15 protein-coding genes and 2 pseudogenes are annotated in these 18,978 nt (G+C 57.8%); 7 read left to right on the top strand and 10 right to left on the bottom strand.

The window, feature by feature from the left end:
• Positions 1–93: 93 nt before the first annotated feature.
• Both M8R19_RS25905 and M8R19_RS25900 read right to left on the bottom strand, forming a co-directional pair.
• Entirely contained in the window at positions 94–1,461 is a 1,368-nt protein-coding gene (locus M8R19_RS25905) for a DUF1329 domain-containing protein (protein ID WP_058490465.1), read from the bottom strand.
• 24 nt (positions 1,462–1,485) lie between these two features.
• Positions 1,486–3,150: a DUF1302 domain-containing protein gene (locus M8R19_RS25900; RefSeq protein ID WP_370686640.1), complete on the bottom strand. Its 1,665-nt coding sequence runs from the start codon at positions 3,148–3,150 to the stop codon at positions 1,486–1,488.
• Between the two features lie 435 nt (positions 3,151–3,585).
• Here M8R19_RS25900 and M8R19_RS25895 point away from each other — a divergent pair, with 435 nt between their 5' ends.
• Both M8R19_RS25895 and M8R19_RS25890 read left to right on the top strand, forming a co-directional pair.
• Positions 3,586–4,428 carry an SDR family oxidoreductase gene (locus M8R19_RS25895; protein WP_058490467.1) on the top strand — a complete coding sequence of 281 codons (843 nt, stop codon included), beginning with the start codon at positions 3,586–3,588 and terminating at the stop codon, positions 4,426–4,428.
• A 41-nt stretch (positions 4,429–4,469) separates the two neighbouring features.
• Complete coding sequence (locus M8R19_RS25890; protein WP_058490469.1) at positions 4,470–5,018, top strand: glutathione peroxidase; 549 nt, start codon at positions 4,470–4,472, stop codon at positions 5,016–5,018.
• A 70-nt stretch (positions 5,019–5,088) separates the two neighbouring features.
• On the opposite strand, the gene M8R19_RS25885 is transcribed toward M8R19_RS25890, so the two are convergent.
• Complete coding sequence (locus M8R19_RS25885; RefSeq protein ID WP_058490471.1) at positions 5,089–6,000, bottom strand: LysR family transcriptional regulator; 912 nt, start codon at positions 5,998–6,000, stop codon at positions 5,089–5,091.
• Positions 6,001–6,161: 161 nt separating this feature from the next.
• Between M8R19_RS25885 and M8R19_RS25880 the strand changes: the two genes are divergently transcribed.
• On the top strand, positions 6,162–7,079 hold the full coding sequence (locus tag M8R19_RS25880; protein WP_116424776.1) for a helix-turn-helix domain-containing protein: 918 nt from the start codon (positions 6,162–6,164) through the stop codon (positions 7,077–7,079).
• Positions 7,080–7,165: 86 nt separating this feature from the next.
• Here the strand turns inward: M8R19_RS25880 and M8R19_RS25875 are convergent, their stop codons facing one another.
• From M8R19_RS25875 to M8R19_RS33330, 5 genes and pseudogenes are all read right to left on the bottom strand, one after another.
• Entirely contained in the window at positions 7,166–8,092 is a 927-nt protein-coding gene (locus M8R19_RS25875) for a quinone oxidoreductase family protein (protein ID WP_061562290.1), read from the bottom strand.
• A gap of 175 nt (positions 8,093–8,267) precedes the next feature.
• Positions 8,268–8,738: pseudogene (locus M8R19_RS25870) on the bottom strand (MFS transporter); the annotation flags it as partial.
• Between the two features lie 33 nt (positions 8,739–8,771).
• Complete coding sequence (locus M8R19_RS25865) at positions 8,772–8,948, bottom strand: hypothetical protein (RefSeq protein ID WP_158546392.1); 177 nt, start codon at positions 8,946–8,948, stop codon at positions 8,772–8,774.
• Between the two features lie 131 nt (positions 8,949–9,079).
• Positions 9,080–9,427 (bottom strand): DUF1302 family protein, encoded by a 348-nt coding sequence (locus M8R19_RS33335; RefSeq protein ID WP_324711414.1) that lies wholly within the window; start codon positions 9,425–9,427, stop codon positions 9,080–9,082.
• 116 nt (positions 9,428–9,543) lie between these two features.
• Positions 9,544–10,059: pseudogene (locus tag M8R19_RS33330) on the bottom strand (DUF1302 domain-containing protein); the annotation flags it as partial.
• A 362-nt stretch (positions 10,060–10,421) separates the two neighbouring features.
• Between M8R19_RS33330 and M8R19_RS25855 the strand changes: the two are divergent.
• Genes M8R19_RS25855 through M8R19_RS25845 form a run of 3 tightly spaced genes read left to right on the top strand, consistent with a single transcriptional unit; the run spans position 10,422 to position 15,333 of the window.
• Positions 10,422–13,988: an indolepyruvate ferredoxin oxidoreductase family protein gene (locus M8R19_RS25855; RefSeq protein ID WP_058490477.1), complete on the top strand. Its 3,567-nt coding sequence runs from the start codon at positions 10,422–10,424 to the stop codon at positions 13,986–13,988.
• Positions 13,989–14,035: 47 nt separating this feature from the next.
• Complete coding sequence (locus M8R19_RS25850) at positions 14,036–14,659, top strand: thiolase family protein (RefSeq protein WP_058490479.1); 624 nt, start codon at positions 14,036–14,038, stop codon at positions 14,657–14,659.
• Between the two features lie 2 nt (positions 14,660–14,661).
• Positions 14,662–15,333, top strand: a complete 672-nt coding sequence (locus tag M8R19_RS25845) for a TetR/AcrR family transcriptional regulator (RefSeq protein ID WP_082816378.1) — start codon at positions 14,662–14,664, stop codon at positions 15,331–15,333.
• 183 nt (positions 15,334–15,516) lie between these two features.
• On the opposite strand, the gene M8R19_RS33520 is transcribed toward M8R19_RS25845, so the two are convergent.
• Both M8R19_RS33520 and M8R19_RS25840 read right to left on the bottom strand, forming a co-directional pair.
• Positions 15,517–15,903, bottom strand: a complete 387-nt coding sequence (locus M8R19_RS33520) for a MarR family winged helix-turn-helix transcriptional regulator (RefSeq protein WP_366917379.1) — start codon at positions 15,901–15,903, stop codon at positions 15,517–15,519.
• A gap of 919 nt (positions 15,904–16,822) precedes the next feature.
• Positions 16,823–17,194 (bottom strand): histone-like nucleoid-structuring protein, MvaT/MvaU family, encoded by a 372-nt coding sequence (locus M8R19_RS25840; protein WP_082816379.1) that lies wholly within the window; start codon positions 17,192–17,194, stop codon positions 16,823–16,825.
• Positions 17,195–17,589: 395 nt separating this feature from the next.
• On the opposite strand from M8R19_RS25840, the gene M8R19_RS25835 reads away from it, so the two are divergent.
• The gene (locus M8R19_RS25835) at positions 17,590–18,516 is read left to right on the top strand and encodes a hypothetical protein (RefSeq protein WP_064987638.1); all 927 of its coding nucleotides are present in this window, start codon (positions 17,590–17,592) and stop codon (positions 18,514–18,516) included.
• Positions 18,517–18,978 lie beyond the last annotated feature (462 nt).

Below are 18,978 nucleotides of genomic sequence, written 5' to 3'. Positions count from 1 at the left end.
CTCAACCACCGGGCGCGTCCGGCCAAAGCAAGCACACCGACGCGCCCATTTCTTGTCATCTGCCCACGCAAGCAATGTCGCGCGGGCTCACAGTCAACGCTGGGTGACGCGGGAGACGATCGCCTCCGGGTTCATCTGACGCTCCGAATAGGGCTCGTCAGTGAAGCGATAACCACCTTTCAGCGCATCGTTCAACAGTGCCCACATCCCCTTGTTGAAGTCGTACACGACGTTCTTCACGTTGTAAGGGATGTTCTTGTCGTAAATCTGCACGCCGCTGAGGAAGATCGCCCGGTACAGCGCACCGCTCTTGTCCCAGGCGTCGTACAGGCCGATGCCGAAGGTGTCTTCATCGAGGTAGTAGGTCCGTTTGCTGTAGACGTGGCGCATGCCAGGCTTGAGAGTTGCCTCGACCACCCAGACACGGTGCAGTTCCCAACGCTCGCAGGCAGGATTGGCGTGGTTCTTGAGGAATTGCTCGTCCTGCTTGCAATCGAAGTAGAACTTGTACGCGTTATAGGGAATGTACATTTCCTTGCGGCCTACCAGCTTGTAGTCGAAGCGGTCCTGGCTGCCGGAAAACATCTGCAGTTCGTCGAACAGAGTTACCCCGCCCTGGCTGGCAACGGGGGTGTCGAAGTTGAACTCAGGAGCCAGCTTGACCCGGCGCTGCCCTGGGGTGTAGCTGAAGGAACGACGTGGCTTGGCTTCCGGGTCGAGGTAATCGTTGAGGACGATCACCTCCCCCGCCCGCCGCGCCGGGAAGTTGTTCAGCGAGAACACCCTGGCGTACATCATCGGATCACGATCGGTCTGGCTGGTCTGGTAGAACGGCGTTTCCTCGAAGGTCGCCTGCTCGGCAGTCTTGGTCACCTGGCCATTGGTATCGATCACCCAACTGTTGGAAGAACTGGTAGTGGAATAGCCCGGACCGATCTTGTAGCGCAGCTGCTGGTTCCACATCACCTCGTTGCCGTTTTTCGGGATAGGGAACGGCAGGCCGCCACGACAGGCGGGGTCGACCGCTAGGCCATCCTTTTGCACCTGGCAACCAGTGGCATTGCGTAGCGTCGCGTTGACCACGGCGTCGGGATAGGCGGTTGTCCGATGACTCGGGTAGACGTCCATGTACCAGGTCTCGGGATTGCGCTTGAGGAGGGCCTTTTGCCCCTCGCTGAGCTTGTCTGCGTATTTGTCGGCATTCGCAGCGGTGATGCGGAACAGGGGCTTCTCATCCTTGAAGGGATCGACCCAGAATCCGCTGTCCGGCTGGAACCCTGGCGGGGCCTTCTTCAGGCCACCCTCATAGGCAGGGATGGTACCATCGGCATTACCAGCTTTGATCGCCCCCCAGGGCGTCAGGTCCTTGCCGAGTTCGGCGGCCTCCTGCTGGCTCACGGCAGCCAGTACCGGCAAAGAGAGTCCACCCAAGGCAAGGGCTAAGGCGAGTCGAAGTTTCATGACCAGTCTCCGTTCTTGGAATTATTAAAAGGAGGTTTTGTAGGTGAAGACCAACCAACCACGGTCGGTACCGCCAACGTTACCGTTGCCATTGACCATCCGCTCTCCATTGGCATTCAGGGAATTCTTCTCCTGCGCGGATACGTCGGCGTAGCGCAGGCTGAATTCGTGTTCCTGACGGTAGGTCATCTTCGCACCGACCGACCAGGAAAGCGCGCCCTCGCTACCACCACCGGCGCTGGCAGCATTACCGTGCAGGCCATAGTTAATGGTCAGCGGCACATCAAGAGTCCATGACGGCAGGATCTCGACATATTGCGGGGTGTAGTTCACCGCCACGGCGTAGTAGTCACGGGTAGAGCAGCCATCGGATTTGTCACCCTTGCCGCCGGTTTGGACATCCACGCAGTTGTAGCCTTCGCCTTTGTAAAGCTCCTTGTGCTCCGTCACCTTGTCCAGATGGCTGTAGGCGAACTCAGTGACCAGCGTTGCGTTATCGGCGATGAAGTTGCGCGGTACGCCGTACACGGCGTTGGCCACGAAGTGGATGGTGTCACCACGTGGCCCCTCATCGTCCAGCAAGCTGACGCCAGTAGCATTGAGCGCCCCATCCTTGCGATAGGACAGTTCTGCACCTACTGCGGCGCTGCCAATGGCCCGGGAAGCGCTGACGCCCACCAGCTTGACGTCACGCGGATAAACCAGTCGGTATTGGCGATGGGCAGCATCAACCTGTGGCGATAGCCAGGGTTGGTAGTCGTCGAATTGGCGATAATAAGCACCAAAGGTAGTTTCGATAGCCTCGACATTTAGCTTGGCCATCACTCCCCAGTTCTCACCATCGCGCCCACGCTTAGAAGACGCATGATTGAGGTTGAAGCCTGGAGCCGCAGGCAACCTATCAGGGCCTTCGAAGAAGGGATCTGCTGCGCCGAAGTAAGTTCCACCATAAGGGAAGCGGGTATTGTCCCACTCGTAGAAGTACTGACCGGCAATGGAAAGGTTGTCGGTGACCTGGGCTTTCGCGGAAATCTGCCCGATCGGCAGGAAGACTTCCTTGGTCTCGATACCGGGGCTAACTACTGCCTTCATACCATCGGTTGGTGCCTGGGAGTAGGACACAGCATGGGCACCGAACAGCAGCCCCTCCCCCCAGTAATTGGTGTGCCGGCCGACCTTTACGTTGATGGGCGTCTGCCCCAGCTGGAAGTTGCTCCACACAAAGGCATCGAGGATTTCACCGGAGGGTCCGAGCGCATAGCGCTTGGTTTCGGAACTGTAGCGATCCCGGTTGTAACTGGTCGAATAGCCCGGGACGTTACTCTTCACATCAGTATCGTGGTAGGCATCGTCGTACCAGGCCGCGGCGCTCAGGCGTGCGCCGTACTGATCGCGGAAGGAGAGGTCAAGTTCACTGAGCAAATCCAGGCGATTGGTGACGACATCGCCCTTGTCGAATTTGCCGTCGGACTCGTCGTAGTTCGGGTTGTTCATGATCTTGTGGTCCTGACCCTCGGTCCGAACCCCGAGGTTGTACCGCACAGTGTTGTCCCATCGCAGCCGTAGGTCGGGATTGCCGACATCGATGTCCATCGCCATCACACCACCGACCTGCCCCATGACAGCCAGGGCCAGACCACTGAGAACGAGGGACTTGCGCCCAGACCTCTTCATTGCCATCGCGTTCATCTCAGATCCTTTTATTTTTATTTTCAAACACTTAGGAGCAGAATCGTACTAATACTCCCATCGGCCTCGCCTGGGGCCCCTTGGCAATTTATGCACACCAATCGCAGAAACGTTCCATCAAACCTATCAGCACCCTAGCCGATCAGCGCAAATAATTCCATATGCAGATTTCAATTCTATATTCAGAATCACGTGCACAGACTGAGGTCCCTGCTTAGAGGCGCCCCACGCTCCCGGAATGCGCGCAGTTTGGCCCCATACGGGACCTTCACAGACACCGGGTCAGGCAGAATGCGAGAGGCGAATCCAAAATAAACACAAACATATTTTTTGTTCAATATTTTCTTTAAAAAACCCGCTCTCTGGGATTTAATGCGGCGCAACAGGCCGGCATCCATCGGATACCCCCGGCCATCGGCCACAGCAGGAGGCTCCATGCACATCGATCTCAGAGGTAAACGAGTCATCATAACCGGCGCGTCACGAGGCATTGGCAAGGCAATCGCCCAGGCATTTGCCAACGAAGGCGCGAAAGTGGCTATTTGCGCCCGTACCCTGGAAGCTGTGACGACCGCTGGCCAGGAACTGGAAAGCACCGCGCAGGCAGTCATTGCTCGTGCCGTCGATGTCACCAATACAACAGGGGTCAAAGCATTTGTCACCGAGGTCGCCGAGACCTGGGGTGGCGTGGACGTCCTGGTCAACAATGCAGGTCAGGGCAAGGGCGGCAACCTGGACACCCTGACACCAGAGGCCATTCTCGAACACGCCAATATCCTGCAGCTGGGTCACTATCGTTTCGTCCAGGCAGTGGTTCCATACATGCGTGCTCAACGCTGGGGACGGATCATAGAAATCAACGCTCTCGCGGGGAGCGTGCCCACCCCGGACGGCATCCCCTCGGTGATCAACCGAGCCTCCTGCATCGCCCTCTCGCGCTCATTAGGCATGTCCCTGGCGCAAGACAACATCCTCGTCAACAGTCTGAACATGGGCTGGATCGACACCGGGCAGTGGGAGCGCCATTACAAAGAGATGCCGCCCGGCGTAAGCCGCGAGGAGTTCAACGAGATGGTGCTCAAGGTGGTTCCACTCGGTCGCTTCGGCAAGCCCGAGGACGTCGCCGGCATGGCTCTGTTCCTGGCCAGCGAGTACGCTTCGTTCATCAGCGCCGCGTCCATTGACATCAGCGGTGGCATGGGTGGGCAGATAGCCTATTTCCCTACCCTCAAACGCGATTTCGTCGAAACAGCCCGGAAGCGCAACGAACAAGCCTGAAAGAGTCGACTCCCCGTCCCAAACGAAAGGAGCAGAACAACATGACCCAGACGATCTACGACATCCCACTCAAGAGCATCGAAGGCGATGCCCTGACGCTCGAGCGCTTCAAGGGCAAGGTACTTCTGGTGGTGAACGTTGCTTCGAAGTGCGGGCTCACCCCCCAGTATGCCGGTCTGGAAAAGCTCTACGAGGACAAGGGGCCGGCCGGGCTCGAGATCCTGGGCTTCCCAGCCAATGACTTCAGGGAACAAGAGCCCGGCAGCGACGAGGAAATCAAGGCATTCTGCGAACTGAACTACGCCGTCCGGTTCCCCCTGTTCTCCAAGATCGCGGTGACCGGCGAATACCGCCATCCCCTGTACCGACTGCTGACGGAGGCGCAACCACACACCGTAGGCGAAGGTCCGATGCGCGAACGCCTCAAAGGCTATGGCATAGAAGCGGGACCGATTCCCGCGGTACTGTGGAACTTCGAGAAGTTCCTGGTCAGCCGTGACGGACAGGTGGTTGGCCGCTTCGCCCCGGATGTGGCGACGGACGATTCGCGTCTACTTCAGGCCATCGAAATCGAACTGGACAAGCACTAGAAACCGCCCCTGATCTCATCGAGCCGGGGTGGGCTGTGCATTCCCTCTCGGCCGATGCCTATCAGCGCGTTTAGGAAGCACATGCCATGATCAGGAACTGCCGGAATGCCTGGGCGGGCTCCGGTAGGTCGGCGTCGGGACGCCAAACCAATCCGAGTTCCATGGGCGGAATGGCATCGGCCAATGGACGTGCCTCGATTTTCTTGCCCTCCAGGGACCAGGCGCGATAAAGCATGTCGGACAGGATGGCGACGCCAAAACCGTGCGCCACCAGACCACGCAGAGCTTCCATCGAAGAGGTACGGAACGCCACCTGTGGCGCTAGCCCCTGCGCCTCCCAGTAACGGTTAGTGGAGACGTCACCCTCGTCCACTGTTGCCAGAATATAGGCGTGCCCGGCGACATCCTCGAGAGTGACCGAGCTCGCCGTCATTAGAGGATGCTGACTAGCAAGCCAGAGCTGGCGCCGAGAACGGATCAGTACATGATGCTCGAAGCGAGACAGGTCCTGACTATTGGAGGTGATCACCAAACCCAGGTCAAGGCAACCGTCGGCCACTGCAGCCTCGATGCTCGAACGGTCCATGTCAATGAGGTCGATTTCCACCTGAGGGTAACTGCGTTTGAAACGCGCCAGAAGTGCCGGTAGGAAGTAGCCGAGCACCGTGTAAGACGCACCGACCCTCACGACTCCCTGCATCGAATGACCGAGTAACAGCGGCTCACTAAGGGCATCCTGCAGGGTATCCAGAATATGTCGGGCATGCAGGGCAAACTTGTGCCCCTCGGCAGTCAGTGCCACTCCATAAGGTAAGCGCTCGAACAGACTAGCCCCCAACGTTTCCTCAAGCTGCAGGACGGCCGCAGTGATTGCCGATTGCGACACATGCACCTTGAGTGCGGCCTGGGAGAACTGGCCGGCGTCAGCTGCCGCTACAAAGTAACGGAGTTGCCGCATGGAAATGTCCTTACCTCTCGCCATCTGCTTTTCCGATACCTGCCTCTTATTTTTATGAATCGCCTTCGTGATCTCCCTGGGTAGACTCGGGCTTAGACGAAAGCACCACCGAGCGAGCCTGCGCTCGGTGCTCCTGCGACCGTTCGCATTTCAGCGCCAATAACAAGAATTGCTGAAGGTTGAAGATGAACGCGATCAATTACTGCGAGTACGAATCCGAGCAATCGGGGGCTTTCGTGACAGAAGCATCGCTTTGCAAGAAAGGCTTTGACGTGCGCCAGGAACATGCCTTCTGGCCTAGCGCCGGAACTGCACTGATCGAGACCCGCAAGGGCTGTCTGATACGCATGCTACTCACCCCTTCGGGCTTCGGGTGCAACGAAAAAGCGCACAACCTCGGTAGCTTCCGCGGCCACATTCAGCACGAATTCAAACCACTCGGCCAACTTCTATTCATTCCCCATGGTACCGAGTTCCATCTCAAACATGACGCCTGCCAGCAAAAAGCCGTGATCTGCCTATTCGATCCGGCAGACCTCGGTGACCTGGCAGCCTACCGTTGGGATTGGGCAGGCCGCACCGACGAGAACATGCTCGACCTACAGAGTCACTACCTGCAAAGCACACTGCAACGCCTGGCCGAAGAAGTTGTCGCACCGGGCTTCGCCAGTGAGCTGCATACCGAATGCTTGCTAACCAGCATCGCCTTGGATCTGCGCCGGGAGTTCCTAGGCAGCCATCGCGACGATGAGGCATGCGGCAAACTAACGCCCCGTCAGCTGAAACTACTACGTGAAATGCTAGAGTATGGATCTGCCGAGGACGCTTCCTTGCATCGCCTAGCAGATGCCTGCTCACTGCCAGTGAGAAAGCTATCGGCGTATTTCAAGCACACCACCGGCAAGACTCTACGCTGTTACGCGGCGGAAATCCGTATCCGCAAAGCCATGGTGCTGCTAGCCGACAGGCATCTGCTGATCAAGCAGGTCGCCCATGGTGCCGGTTTCCAGAATGCTGCTGCTTTCACCGCAGCCTTTCGCAAGGAGGTTGGAATGACACCAGAGGAATTCCGTCATCAGCGCAGCAATTACAGTCCCTCTTAGCGGACCAGCAGTACATTCCGCTCCGCACCCCGGCAAGCATTAGACTTCTTAACCGCCGGGATGCAGGCCGCGGGCTCCCAAGCGACTCAGCGTTTGATGCTTGCAGTGATCTTCGCGTGCGGGCCGGCCACTTGTGCAGCCCAGGCCTCGGTGGCCTGGTCCAGGGTGTAGTCCATATAGTCGATCCAAATATTCTGTTCCTTGGCAATCTTCAGAAGACGCCGCCAGATCTGCTCGCGCTCAGCCGGTGGACGCTGACCGGTGCCGATACAAGACAACGAGCGGAACAGCAGGTCGGCAATGTCCAGGTTGACTTGCCGCCCCGCCCCGGTACCGATAGTCATGATCCGCGCTCCCCAGTTGGTGGCCTTCAGGGCGGTGAGCATCGGTTGGCCACAGACCAGATCGAGGACCACGTCGAACCCACCGTCGGCGGCGTCCTTTAGGGCGGCCACGTCGTCCGCTCCCCCCAAAGTCACCACCTCATCAGCGATACCACGCGTTTTCAGGCCCAACAGGGCTTGCTCCGCGCGTGCGGCACCCACCACCTTACCCGCCCCCATACCACGAGCCAGTTGTAGAGCTATTTGGCCGAGGGTACCAGTGGCACCAAGGATGAGCACCTTCTCGCCCTTCTGGATCTCGGCTTTCTCCAACGGCACTATGGCCCCGGTAGCGGCGATGCCCATACTGATGGCGGTCTTGTCGTCGACGTCATCCGGTACCTCCCACACCTCGGGAGCAGGTACCAGGGTACGCTCGGCCCAGGCACCAAACGGCGCTACCGAGCGCTCACCAAAATACACGCGGCGGCCATCGGTGGTGTGCCCCACACCCTCTCCACGGATCACGCAGGGGTACTCCACCCCTAGGCGATAGGCACCGAGCACATCCCAGCCGCCGAGACCGGCAGTGTCGACGTCGATCAGGACCGCACCGTCCTGCAGCTCGGGTTCACAGAAATCGCCCACCAGCGGCGGAACATTGCGTTCGGAAATCACAGCAGCGCGCATACAGCCTCCTTCTTATTTTTTCTACACGATTTCAGAAGCCAATTAATTGAGCACATTTTAATAATTTGTCCAGAAAATTATCCATGCACTACCGCCGACTCCTGCCTGAAGCGCGGATACACCCCCAGCGTCAGCAGCAATAACGGGCCGACCAGAAAGCAGACGAAGCAGAAGCCAAACCGATTGCGGCAAGACCGGAGCCGCTGAGGATGATTGCCAGGGCAAGCCCGCGATTTTCTTCGAACCATAGATTGACCAGATGCGACCAAGTGATCTGCAAGGTACCCAGCCCGGCTAGCGGCACTAGGAAGAACCCCAAGTAGAGCGTCCAGATAAAACCACCGATGCGCGCTAGCGTGCAGACACTCAGGGCTAGCGCGACCAGCGAAACCAGCGTGACGGCGCGCAGGTCATAGCGCAGGTTGAGCCAGCCGGCCAGTTGCACGCCGACGATGGTGCCCAGTGACAGGGCAGTGATCGCCGCCTGCAGGTCAGTGCGCGCCCACCCCATGGCCCGTTCCAGCGGTATAACCATGGCGCCAAAGCTGTACAGCAGCAGCGAACTAGAGCTTGTCGCCACTCCGACGACTACCAGAATTATCACGTGCCAGCCCCGCTTTAATTCCGCGTTGTTGAAACCTTTCATGAGCAGGCCTCGTTCACTCTCGTGGTAAGTGTGTCAGTCGTTGCCGATGAAAACCGCGGCCTCGGCACTCTTGGCGATCACGTGCTCGCGTCGCACCCGGCCCGGCGCCTGCCCGGAGCCAGTAATGTCGACGTATTGGGGATGGACCAGGGTCGGACCGTTAGGCAGCTCCTGCAGAGCCAAGGCGACAATGTCTTCGGCCTGGGGCAAGGGCATGTCCAGTGCATTGGGGATGTTCAGGTGTCACCACGGCCTCCCGCGTTGTCGGCCATACTGAAGTTGCTCGATACCAGCGGGGCGTTTTGCCGATAGGAAAGGTCGACACCAACCGACCCGCCACCTTATACCGGTCCCACCGACCACCCCAGGCCGTAAAGTCGAACGTCCCTGGCGTAGACGTAGCGTGCGAAGTCACTGCCGACCTGCAGCCCCCACGGGTTGTAGTCGTCGAACCGGCGGTAGAACAGACTGAGGTCCGAGTGCAGGAAATCCAGGCTATAGGTGCCCATCCCCCCCCAGTTGCTGCGGTTTCGCGGCGTCACCGGATCGTTGATCGGTCGGGCGACGCCGGTGAACAACGGCATCCGGTCAGGGCCCTCAAGAGCGACGCCGGCAGAAGCGAGATAGGTGCCACTCTCCGGCGCGCGGGTCGACTCCCACTCGAGGAAATACTGGGCGGCGACGGACAGGTTCTCGGTGAACTGGGCCTGGGCGGATAACTGCCCAGGGGCAGAAATATCTCGCGTGTCTCGGTCCCCGGGCTGCTAACCGCCTTGCGTCCATCCAACGGGGCCTGCGAATAGGACACTGCATGGCCGGCGATCAGCACCCCATTGCCCCAATACACCGTATGACGACCTGCACGTACGCTGATCGGTACGTCGCCGAGGTTGAAGCGGGTGAAGGCAAAAGCATCAAGCAGCTCGCCGCTCAAGCCTCGGTGATAGCGCTTTGTGAATCCGGAGCAGTGCCTGCCGCTGTAACTGGAGGTACTCGAGCCAGCCCCCGCGCCGGCGTAGTAGACGTTACCGGAGGCCGTCTCGACATCCGTATCGGCATAGGCCTGGTCATACCAGGCTGCACCGCTGACGCGGAAGCCATGGTACTCCCGGCAGGTCAGTTCGAATTCGCTCATCAGGTCAACGCGGTTGGTCACCACGCCCCCACGATCAAACTTCGAATCGGACTCATCGTAGGTGGCGTTATTGGCCAGGGCACTATCACGCCCTTCAGTCCGGACCCCAAGGTTGTAGCGCAGAGTATTGTCCCTGCGCAGCTTCAGGTCCGGGTTGGCAGTTTCGAACTCCTGCGCCTGGACCATGCCCCCACACGCCAGAGCCGCCAGCATACCCAGCAGCAAATGGCCCCAGATCAGGTTGGCACTCGACATCAGCAGTCTCCGTCTTGCTCGTTGTTATTTTCAGCCGGTGCTGACGGTCTCTCGGCACGACCGCAGTACTAGTAGACGGGAAGGGCGGGGCCGGAAACAACGAATCGGGGTATCGCCGAAACACAGAAATCTATTGCCGAAAAGCACAGGCGAAAACCAAGGCATTAGATTTTCAGATACCTATAAGTAATTTTTATCACTCAACAAAAAATGAACACTAACCAATAATTCGTTCAACAAAATGCGAGACGTCCTGGCGCGGTCGCAACGACAAGAACAATTGGAGGTTAGCCGTGAGCACACCACTCTCCTTGGAAGACAAGTACGTCCAGCAGACCGGAAAGGCCCTGATGACAGGGATCCAGGCACTGGTCCGGCTACCATTGATGCAACGCCAGCGCGACCTCGACAGCGGCCTCGACACCGCAGGCTTTATCTCCGGCTATCGCGGCTCCCCCCTCGGCGGCTTCGACCAGGCGCTGTGGAAAGCCCGCGACCACCTCAAGCAGCACCAGGTGTTGTTCCAGCCGGGGGTCAATGAAGACCTCGCGGCCACCTCGTTGTGGGGTACCCAGCAGGTCAACCTGTTCCCCGGCGCCAAGCACGACGGCGTGTTTGGTATCTGGTACGGCAAGGGCCCCGGCGTGGACCGCTGCGGCGATGTATTCCGTCACGCCAATGCCGCCGGTACCTCACGCTTCGGCGGCGTGCTGGCCATTGCCGGCGATGACCACGGTGCTCGCTCCTCCTCGCTTCCGCACCAGACCGAACACATATTCAAGGCCGTGATGATGCCGGTGCTGGCACCATCCGGCGTGCAGGAGTACCTTGACTATGGTCTGCACGGATTCGCCATGTCGCGTTACTCCGGGTGCTGGGTAGCGCTCAAGGCGGTAGCCGATACCGTAGAAAGCGCGGCCATCGTCGACCTTGACATCAATCGCGTGCAGCCGGTCACTCCCGATTTCGCTCTGCCCGAAGGCGGACTCAACATCCGCTGGCCGGACCCACCGCTGGCCCAGGAACAGCGATTGCTGGAGCACAAACTCTACGCAGCCGCCGCCTATGCCCGGGCCAACGGCCTCAACCGAGTGACTCTGGACTCGAGTCGGGCACGCATCGGCATCATCACCTCCGGCAAGTCCTATCTGGATGTGTGCCAGGCGCTGGAGATTCTCGGAATCGACCAGGAGCAGGCCGAGCGGATAGGCCTGCGAGTCTACAAGGTCGGCATGGTCTGGCCGCTAGAGGCCGAGGGAGTGCGCCAGTTCGCCGAAGGGCTGGAAGAGATCGTGGTGGTCGAGGAAAAGCGCCACATGATCGAGTACCAGCTCAAGGAGGAGCTGTACAACTGGCGCGAGGATGTGCGCCCGCGCATCGTCGGCAAGTTCGACGACAAGGGCGAGTGGAGCCTGCCGCACACCGATTGGCTGCTGCCGGCAATCAACGACTTGACGCCGGCGCAGATCGCCCGAGCCCTGGCCAAGCGCATCTTGCGCATGCACCCGCACGGTCCGTTACAGATGCACCTGGCGGTGCTAGACGCCCAGTTCGGTTGCAAGCAGCAATTCAGCAACCTGATGGAGCGGGTACCGCACTACTGCTCCGGATGTCCTCACAACTCCTCAACCAAAGTACCGGAGGGCAGCCGAGCTCTGGCAGGCATCGGCTGCCACTACATGGCGGCCTGGATCTATCCGCGCACCGAGACCTTCAGCCAGATGGGCGGCGAAGGCGTGGCCTGGGTCGGCCAGGCGCCATTCACAGAAACCCGCCACGTGTTCGCCAATCTCGGCGATGGCACCTATTTCCACTCTGGCCTGCTAGCCATCCGCGCGGCCGTGGCGGCCAAGGTGCCGATCACCTACAAGATCCTCTACAACGATGCTGTGGCGATGACCGGAGGGCAACCGGTGGACGGCAGCCTGAGCGTGGCGCAGATCTCCCGACAACTCGCCGCCGAAGGCGTTCAGCGTATCGTGGTAGTCAGCGACGATCCGGACAGATACCAGGAGGTACACGACCTGGCAGCCGGGGTACCGGTCCGGCATCGCGACCTGATGGAAGAAGTGCAGAAGCAGCTGCGTGAATTTCCCGGTGTATCCGCGATCATCTATGACCAAACCTGTGCTGCCGAGAAACGCCGCCGTCGCAAGCGCGGCAAATTTCCCGATCCAGCGCGACGGGTAGTGATCAACGAGGCGGTTTGCGAAGGCTGCGGCGATTGCAGTAATAAGTCCAACTGCATGTCGGTAGTCGCAGTGGAGACCGAGTTCGGTAGCAAGCGAGAGATTGACCAGTCGTCCTGCAACAAGGACTTCACCTGCCTCTCTGGATTCTGCCCAAGCTTTGTCACCGTCGAAGGCGGCCGGCTGCGCAAGCCCAAAGCGCTGGTGCAGAGCGCCGGGGATGTCTGGGAGCTTCCCGAGCCGTTGCTGCCCGACCTCGGGCAGCCCTACAGCATCCTAGTCACCGGCGTCGGTGGCACCGGAGTGGTCACCATCGGCGCCCTCCTGGGTATGGCAGCTTTCCTTGAGGGCAAGGGCGTGCTGAACCTGGACATGGCCGGGATGGCGCAGAAAGGTGGCGCGGTTTGGTCACACATCCGCATCGCCGCTCGCCAGGAACAACTGTTCGCCCCCCGCATCGCAGAGGGCGAGGCCAGCCTGTTGCTGGGCTGCGACCTGGTGGTGAGTGCCAACACAGAGACCCTGGCCAAGCTGCGCCAGGGCGTCAGTCAAGCCCTGATCAACAGCGAAGAAAGCATCACCAGCGCCTTCGTCCGCACCTTCGCCCGCCAGGCGGAAACCGGTGACCTGCTGGAAAACCCCGACCCTCGCTTCCGCAGTCACGAAATGGCCGCACAAATCAACGAAGCAGTCGGCGCGGAGCGGGCGGAATTTGTCGATGCCAGCGCGATCGCTACCGCTCTGATGGGCGACTCCATCGCCACTAATACCCTCATGCTCGGCTATGCCTACCAGAAAGGTTGGTTGCCGATAGGCGAGACGGCCCTGCTGGAGGCCATCGAACTTAACGGCACGGCGGTTGAGTTCAATCGCACTGCCTTCGTCTGGGGCCGCCGCTACGCAGTTGACTCGCAACGAGTACGCCAGTTGCTCGCAGCGGGCAGGGTCGAGAGCCGCGACCGGCAGTTGTCGCAGAACCTGGACGAGATCGTTGCCCGGCGCACCAAGTTCCTGACCGACTATCAGGACGCTGCCTACGCCGAGCGCTATCGTAAGCGCGTCGAACGCTTCAGCGTCGCGGAAAGCACCCTCAATGGCCAGCCCGGCGCCCTCACCGAGGCAGTGGCGCGCTATTACTTCAAGGCACTGGCGATCAAGGACGAGTATGAAGTAGCCCGTCTTTTCGCCAACGACGAGTTCATTCGTAAGATCGAGGCAACCTTCGAGGGCAATTACCACCTGAACTTCCATCTGGCCCCACCACTGCTCAACAAGACTGCACCGGGTGTAGAACCGGCCAAGCGCAGCTTCGGTCCATGGATGCTCAAGGGCTTCCGCCTGCTCGCCCGTTTCCGGCGCCTGCGTAACACCTGGCTCGACCCCTTCGCTCGCACCCATGAGCGCAAGGTCGAGCGCGCATGGCTGGAAAGCTACGAGGCGATCCTCGACGAAGTGCTGGCCCGCTTCACTACCGACAACTTTGCCGCTGCGGTGGAGCTAGCTCGATTGCCGGATGCCGTACGCGGCTATGGCCAGGTCAAGGAGCGCTATCTAGCCCACGCCGAAGAGCGCAAGACACGATTGCTAGCCCGGTTGCGTGGTGAAGCACAGTTCCACGACGCCACTCAGACAACTGGCATGAGTGCACACATCCAGGTCACCCAGTTGTGACCACGACGAGAGCTCGGGCCGAAGACAGTTTTATTCGGAGAGGTAGCATGCAAGACGTCGTCGCCGCCGACCGTACCGCCATCGGTGTCTTCCAGGACAGCCTGGCCGACTTCAGTGCCGTCGAATTAGGCAGCGCCGTAATCCGCACCCTGCTAGACAAAACAGGCTTGGCTACAACCTACGTAGATGAAGTGATTCTCTGCCAGGTGCTTATCGAGGGCTGCGGACAGAATCCGGCACGCCGGGCGGCAATCACTGCCGGGCTGCCTTATGTCGTGCCCGCCCATGAGCAAGCTGTGCGGGTCGGGTCTGAGACAGTCGCCATGGCGGCCCAGACGATCCGCTGCCGCGATGGGAATCATGGGTGTTGGCCGGTCCCAGCCAGCCGCAAATACCTGGAAAAGGCCGGCTGGGCACTGGCCGATCTCGACCTGATAGAAGCCAACGAAACCTTCGCCGCGCAGGCTCTGTCAGTTGGCGGGGAGCAGGGTTGGGACATCGACAAAGTCAATGGTGGTGCCATCGCTCTTGACCACCCGATCGACCCTTCCGGCTGCCAGGTACTGGTTCCCCTCCTGTACGAAATGATCCGCCGCGATGCCAGGAAGGGCCTTGTCACGCTGTGCATCGGCGGAGGCCAGGGGCTTGCCTTGACGCTGCATCGAGATTAATCGTGAAACAAACCATATCGACTGCCGAGTCCGACTGCCCAGCCGCCGAATCGATGCTATATCGGCACGAGGAATACACAAAGCCGCAATTGGTCAAACAGCCTTGCGCTCACGAAAGACTTCGTCGGGTGGCACTCCAGCTGTTCGTCGAGCAAGGCTTCCAGAGCGTCAGCCTGCGCCAGCTCGCCAATGCTCTCGGCATGCAGGCCGGATCGCTATACAACCACATGGACAGCAAGCAGGCATTGCTGTTCGAGCTAATCGAAGAGCATGAGTCAGATCTGCTGGACACACTCCGGGCAGAAGATCCGAGTAATGCCAGCGGCTTGCAGCGCCTACGGCAATATATCCATTCACATGTGCACTTCAGTCTTGCTAATCACGGCAGGCAGGTATTATCTCGCCTAGAACTCCGCCAGCTCACCAACGAGCAAAAGAACGCGATAATGGTAATTCGACTGGCTCAGATTGAGCATATGCGGGGAATCATCAAGCAAATATCGAGCAAGTATGTTAGGGATGAGGGAAAACTGACGTTGGTCGTTCGTAGTGTAATGACTATCCTTGACGATTATCCGGAATGGCGCCTACCAAGCCGCCGGCTCGACGCGTTGGTCGAATTTCTGACACAACTTGCAGTAGTGGGTATTACATATCAGAAATTTCAAAAATGAGTACTGCCGGCGCATGGTGAACCTAGCCCCCAAGACGGATGTACCACGTGCAGTCTACATAGGGGGCTAAGCAAAGAAAATTGGCCGATTCAGCTTCATCCTGGCAAACCACCTCGCTTGAAAGAAGCCCACGAATTCGCATTCACATCTGCATCGTAAGCACACAGCCTATTTCTCTAATGATCAGTCAGATAGAAACATCTGAAGAAAGCGGAAAAATTCGGAGAACTCTTCCTCACTGAACCTCGATAGCCGAGAATTCAGCAAAGGGACTATGAACTCAGTCCCCCTGTCAGCTATTCGCTCCCCCTCCGGAGTCAGGCGCAGGACGATCACTCGACGGTCCTCGGTACTCCGGATGCGACGAACGAGTCCTTTGCTCTCAAGCCGGTCAAGCATGCGTGAGACCGAACCAGTGTCGATACAGAAGAGTTTGGATAGCGCCACCGAGGTAATCGCCTCACCTCGGCGTAGAGTTAACAGCACGCCCATTTGCTGCCCAGTAACCCCCAGTTCCTTCAGGGCAGCATCCGCCTCACACGAGACAATGTTCCGCGCCTTGACCAACATGAAACCTATATTCTGGCCAGGCACGAAGTTTTTATTTGAATAATGCACCATCAGTTTGCCACCCTATCTAACAAATCCATCTGATCGAAAAGACTGGAAGCTGTCATTTCTCGCTATGGGTCATTGCTGGCAGACAGCATTAGGAGCCCCAAATCATGAACGAAATACAAAATACTGTTCAAGTGTATCGTAATAAACAATCGATGACATCATGCGTAACGCTGCCCATATAGGTATCTTCTGGACTCTCGCCGGCCGCTTCGAAACCTTCTGCTCGCTGGTAGCGATGTGCCAGCCAAGGCTCCTCCCCCCCGATCAGCGCATGGCAGGTGGTAGGAAACACCATGGCCAACGGGCACGCACAGATACTACTGCACCCCGAACAGCTTCACTCGAGCCACAGAGCGATGCTCCCGAAAAGCACGGATGACAGCTGCGGGAGTGATGGTTGGCGGTGACTTTGGTGGGGCTAAATGCACGGCGAGGGCTAAGCTCGAAGCAACTGTCTGCAGCAGTTGCCACCTCAGGCGATTTGACGACTCCTAACAGGGTGCCAGCAATGGACTGCCCCCGACATAGGAGCAAGTGTTCACATCTTTTTTCAGCGGAGCTGCTCACCTCTTCTTAGCTGGCATACTGGCATAACGATCAGCCTACTCTGACCACCACCATACATATGCTTGAAACCATTGAGGCTGGCTTCGCGGTTTGACTGTGTTTGGTGGCGCGACTCAAGGGGATCAGCGAAAACCAGATTGCCATGCCAATACAAAAGAGTAACAAGCAAGTCATTAGGATGCAGCGGAAGATGAAGTACAGCTCCGGAGTCAATACTGCGACAGGAGTGGTCGTTTCTATACTGCCTCCTCAACTTCCTGTCGCAGCCCCTCACGCTGCAAAAGCGTAGCGAGCCAGCGGATCAGCTTTGTAACCAGGACTCAACGACATCGTTGCCATACTCCGCTTTCCAGGCTTTCAATACCTTGTGGTTACCACCTTTGGTTTCTACCATCTCACTAGTATGCGGATTCCTATACACCTTGACAGCACGCGCACGTCGCGTCGATTGAGATATGCGAGCGCCACGCACACCGGCTTCACGTACCGTCTCCGGATCGAGAATCGAAACTATATCTCGTAGCGATTTTCCATAGGCCGCCATCAGTTCCTTGATTTTCGTTTCGAACTCGATTTCTGCCTTGAGCGCGGCATCGTTTTTCAGTGACTCCAAGTGTGCCAGCTGTTCAGCCAGCGCCTTCTCTGCGGCTCGGAACTCGACAAGCTTTGACATTTAACTATCCCTACCCAAGGGATTAACTCAGCGTTCAGACTATACCGTAGAAGTAATCTACGCACCAAAGGGAGATCATCGCCAAGTATTTCTCTTCTCTGTCCAGTGCGCTGCCAACCAACGTCTCTACAAAAAGACACGCCACAACAAGCGCCAACTTCACAAGCAGTACGACCGCACAGCCACACCAGCATATGGGATGACCTCTACGGTAGTCGAATCGAGTATTGCTGCTACGATTCGTAGCAGTGATGCAAAAGTTACCCTCACAGTTAGCTCTCTTCGGAAACAAACACAACGAATGTCTAATCCCTAGCAGGGTAGCGGAGGCTTGCATTCCTCCGCAAAACACAGGAGTGTATTCAGTAGAGATACAGTCATAGCAAGGAGATCCTGTGGGGAGCAAGATACCTCGAGCACTCATCCAAGGGTTGGGCGGCATCACTGCGCTACAGTATGAAGCGCTCAGCACAAGCCCCCAACCCTACTGCGACTCCCATGTGTGCAATGCAGAAATAAGCTTTGTCAAACGACACCTTCGAAAATGCGCTGACCAGACGATAGAGGTTCTCCCTTGCTATCGCCTGAAGAAGAGCTCAGAGCATCACCAGAACTGTAAATACAACTTGAAAGGTGCGCTTTCGGTTGTTGCAAGAGAATCTGATTCCGACTTATTTGGCGCGATCGAAAACGCACGCTACGAATTGCGTCTCCACATTCTGCAAAATGCATATTGGGAGTCTACAAAGGCGGCTTTCGAACGAAAAGCTAGACCACCGCGCCCAGACACCCCAGAGAAGAGCTACTCCAGCCATGGGAAGCTCAGCACCTATTTAAAAACACTCAAACAGATACTTGAGCTTCGCAATCTTTGCGCAAACAATGAAGAACTAAAGGAACTCATCACCCTAGATCACAAAGGAATGAAAGTCCCGTGGTCAAGATTTTTCTTTGACCATGAGAATCTCCATACTTTTCTCAAGTACTACCCCAAAGACCAATACACCATTCCCCTAGCTATTAACGGCCACATTGACAGAATCGAGCAGCCTTCGACCCAACGGAAATATCATACACTCAAGCTCGTCCCCCCATTTGTCAGCCCAAACGCCCAGAACGTCATCAAGAAACCTCAACCCCAGATCGTTGTCACCACTCCCGATCTCGCCACACATTTCAACCCAGGGGAGGAGTACATCTTTTTCGGTATCTGGAAACCATCCATTTCATACAAGAAAACAGAAAAATATCATTGGGAAAACCAACGAATAGAAATGTACATCAAGAACAGCGAGCACTTTATACGCTGCGAAGAGAACTAAAAACAGCGAGAACAGACAACTATGGCCCAATATAAATATTCGCAAATCTTGCAGCAGAACAATCATCCCGCCTTTGATGAAACACACGCGCCCGGCGCAACGGCAACCAATCCGGGAATTTACCGATGCACCGCCTGCGGAGATGAAATCGCAATTGCCAAGGGGCACACACTGCCGCCACAAAACCATCACCAACACGCACCAGGGGCCGGTAAGATTCAATGGCAGTTGGTCGTCTTCGCCCAACAGCGGTCATAACCTCACCTCGGGAAAGACTAAGCGCACTCTCCTCGCCACATGCAAGTATGGCGCGCTCCCATGCCCGAGTCATCGAACAACGAGACGGTTGCAGCCTTCAAGACGGCGCAACCGCTTCCTCCAGGAGATTCAACAGACCACGCCCCCCAAGACTGGTAGACGTTAATCAGCGCCTGTAGAACTAACGCTCACTATTCGGTTCGG

Origin of the sequence: Pseudomonas sp. R3.Fl, assembly GCF_023516765.1 — a bacterium.
Classification (GTDB): Bacteria; Pseudomonadota; Gammaproteobacteria; order Pseudomonadales; family Pseudomonadaceae; genus Pseudomonas; species Pseudomonas citronellolis.
Note: the sequence above shows the minus strand (reverse complement) of the source record. Positions and strands in the feature narration are given on the sequence as shown.

Coding starts and splice junctions, on each gene's coding strand:
- M8R19_RS25880 (WP_116424776.1), top strand. CDS start 6,162: ATGAACGCGATCAATTACTGCGAGTACGAATCCGAGCAATCGGGGGCT.
- M8R19_RS25890 (WP_058490469.1), top strand. CDS start 4,470: ATGACCCAGACGATCTACGACATCCCACTCAAGAGCATCGAAGGCGAT.
- M8R19_RS25850 (WP_058490479.1), top strand. CDS start 14,036: ATGCAAGACGTCGTCGCCGCCGACCGTACCGCCATCGGTGTCTTCCAG.
- M8R19_RS25905 (WP_058490465.1), bottom strand. CDS start 1,461: ATGAAACTTCGACTCGCCTTAGCCCTTGCCTTGGGTGGACTCTCTTTG.
- M8R19_RS25895 (WP_058490467.1), top strand. CDS start 3,586: ATGCACATCGATCTCAGAGGTAAACGAGTCATCATAACCGGCGCGTCA.
- M8R19_RS25875 (WP_061562290.1), bottom strand. CDS start 8,092: ATGCGCGCTGCTGTGATTTCCGAACGCAATGTTCCGCCGCTGGTGGGC.
- M8R19_RS25840 (WP_082816379.1), bottom strand. CDS start 17,194: ATGTCAAAGCTTGTCGAGTTCCGAGCCGCAGAGAAGGCGCTGGCTGAA.
- M8R19_RS25885 (WP_058490471.1), bottom strand. CDS start 6,000: ATGGCGAGAGGTAAGGACATTTCCATGCGGCAACTCCGTTACTTTGTA.
- M8R19_RS33520 (WP_366917379.1), bottom strand. CDS start 15,903: ATGTTGGTCAAGGCGCGGAACATTGTCTCGTGTGAGGCGGATGCTGCC.
- M8R19_RS25900 (WP_370686640.1), bottom strand. CDS start 3,150: ATGAACGCGATGGCAATGAAGAGGTCTGGGCGCAAGTCCCTCGTTCTC.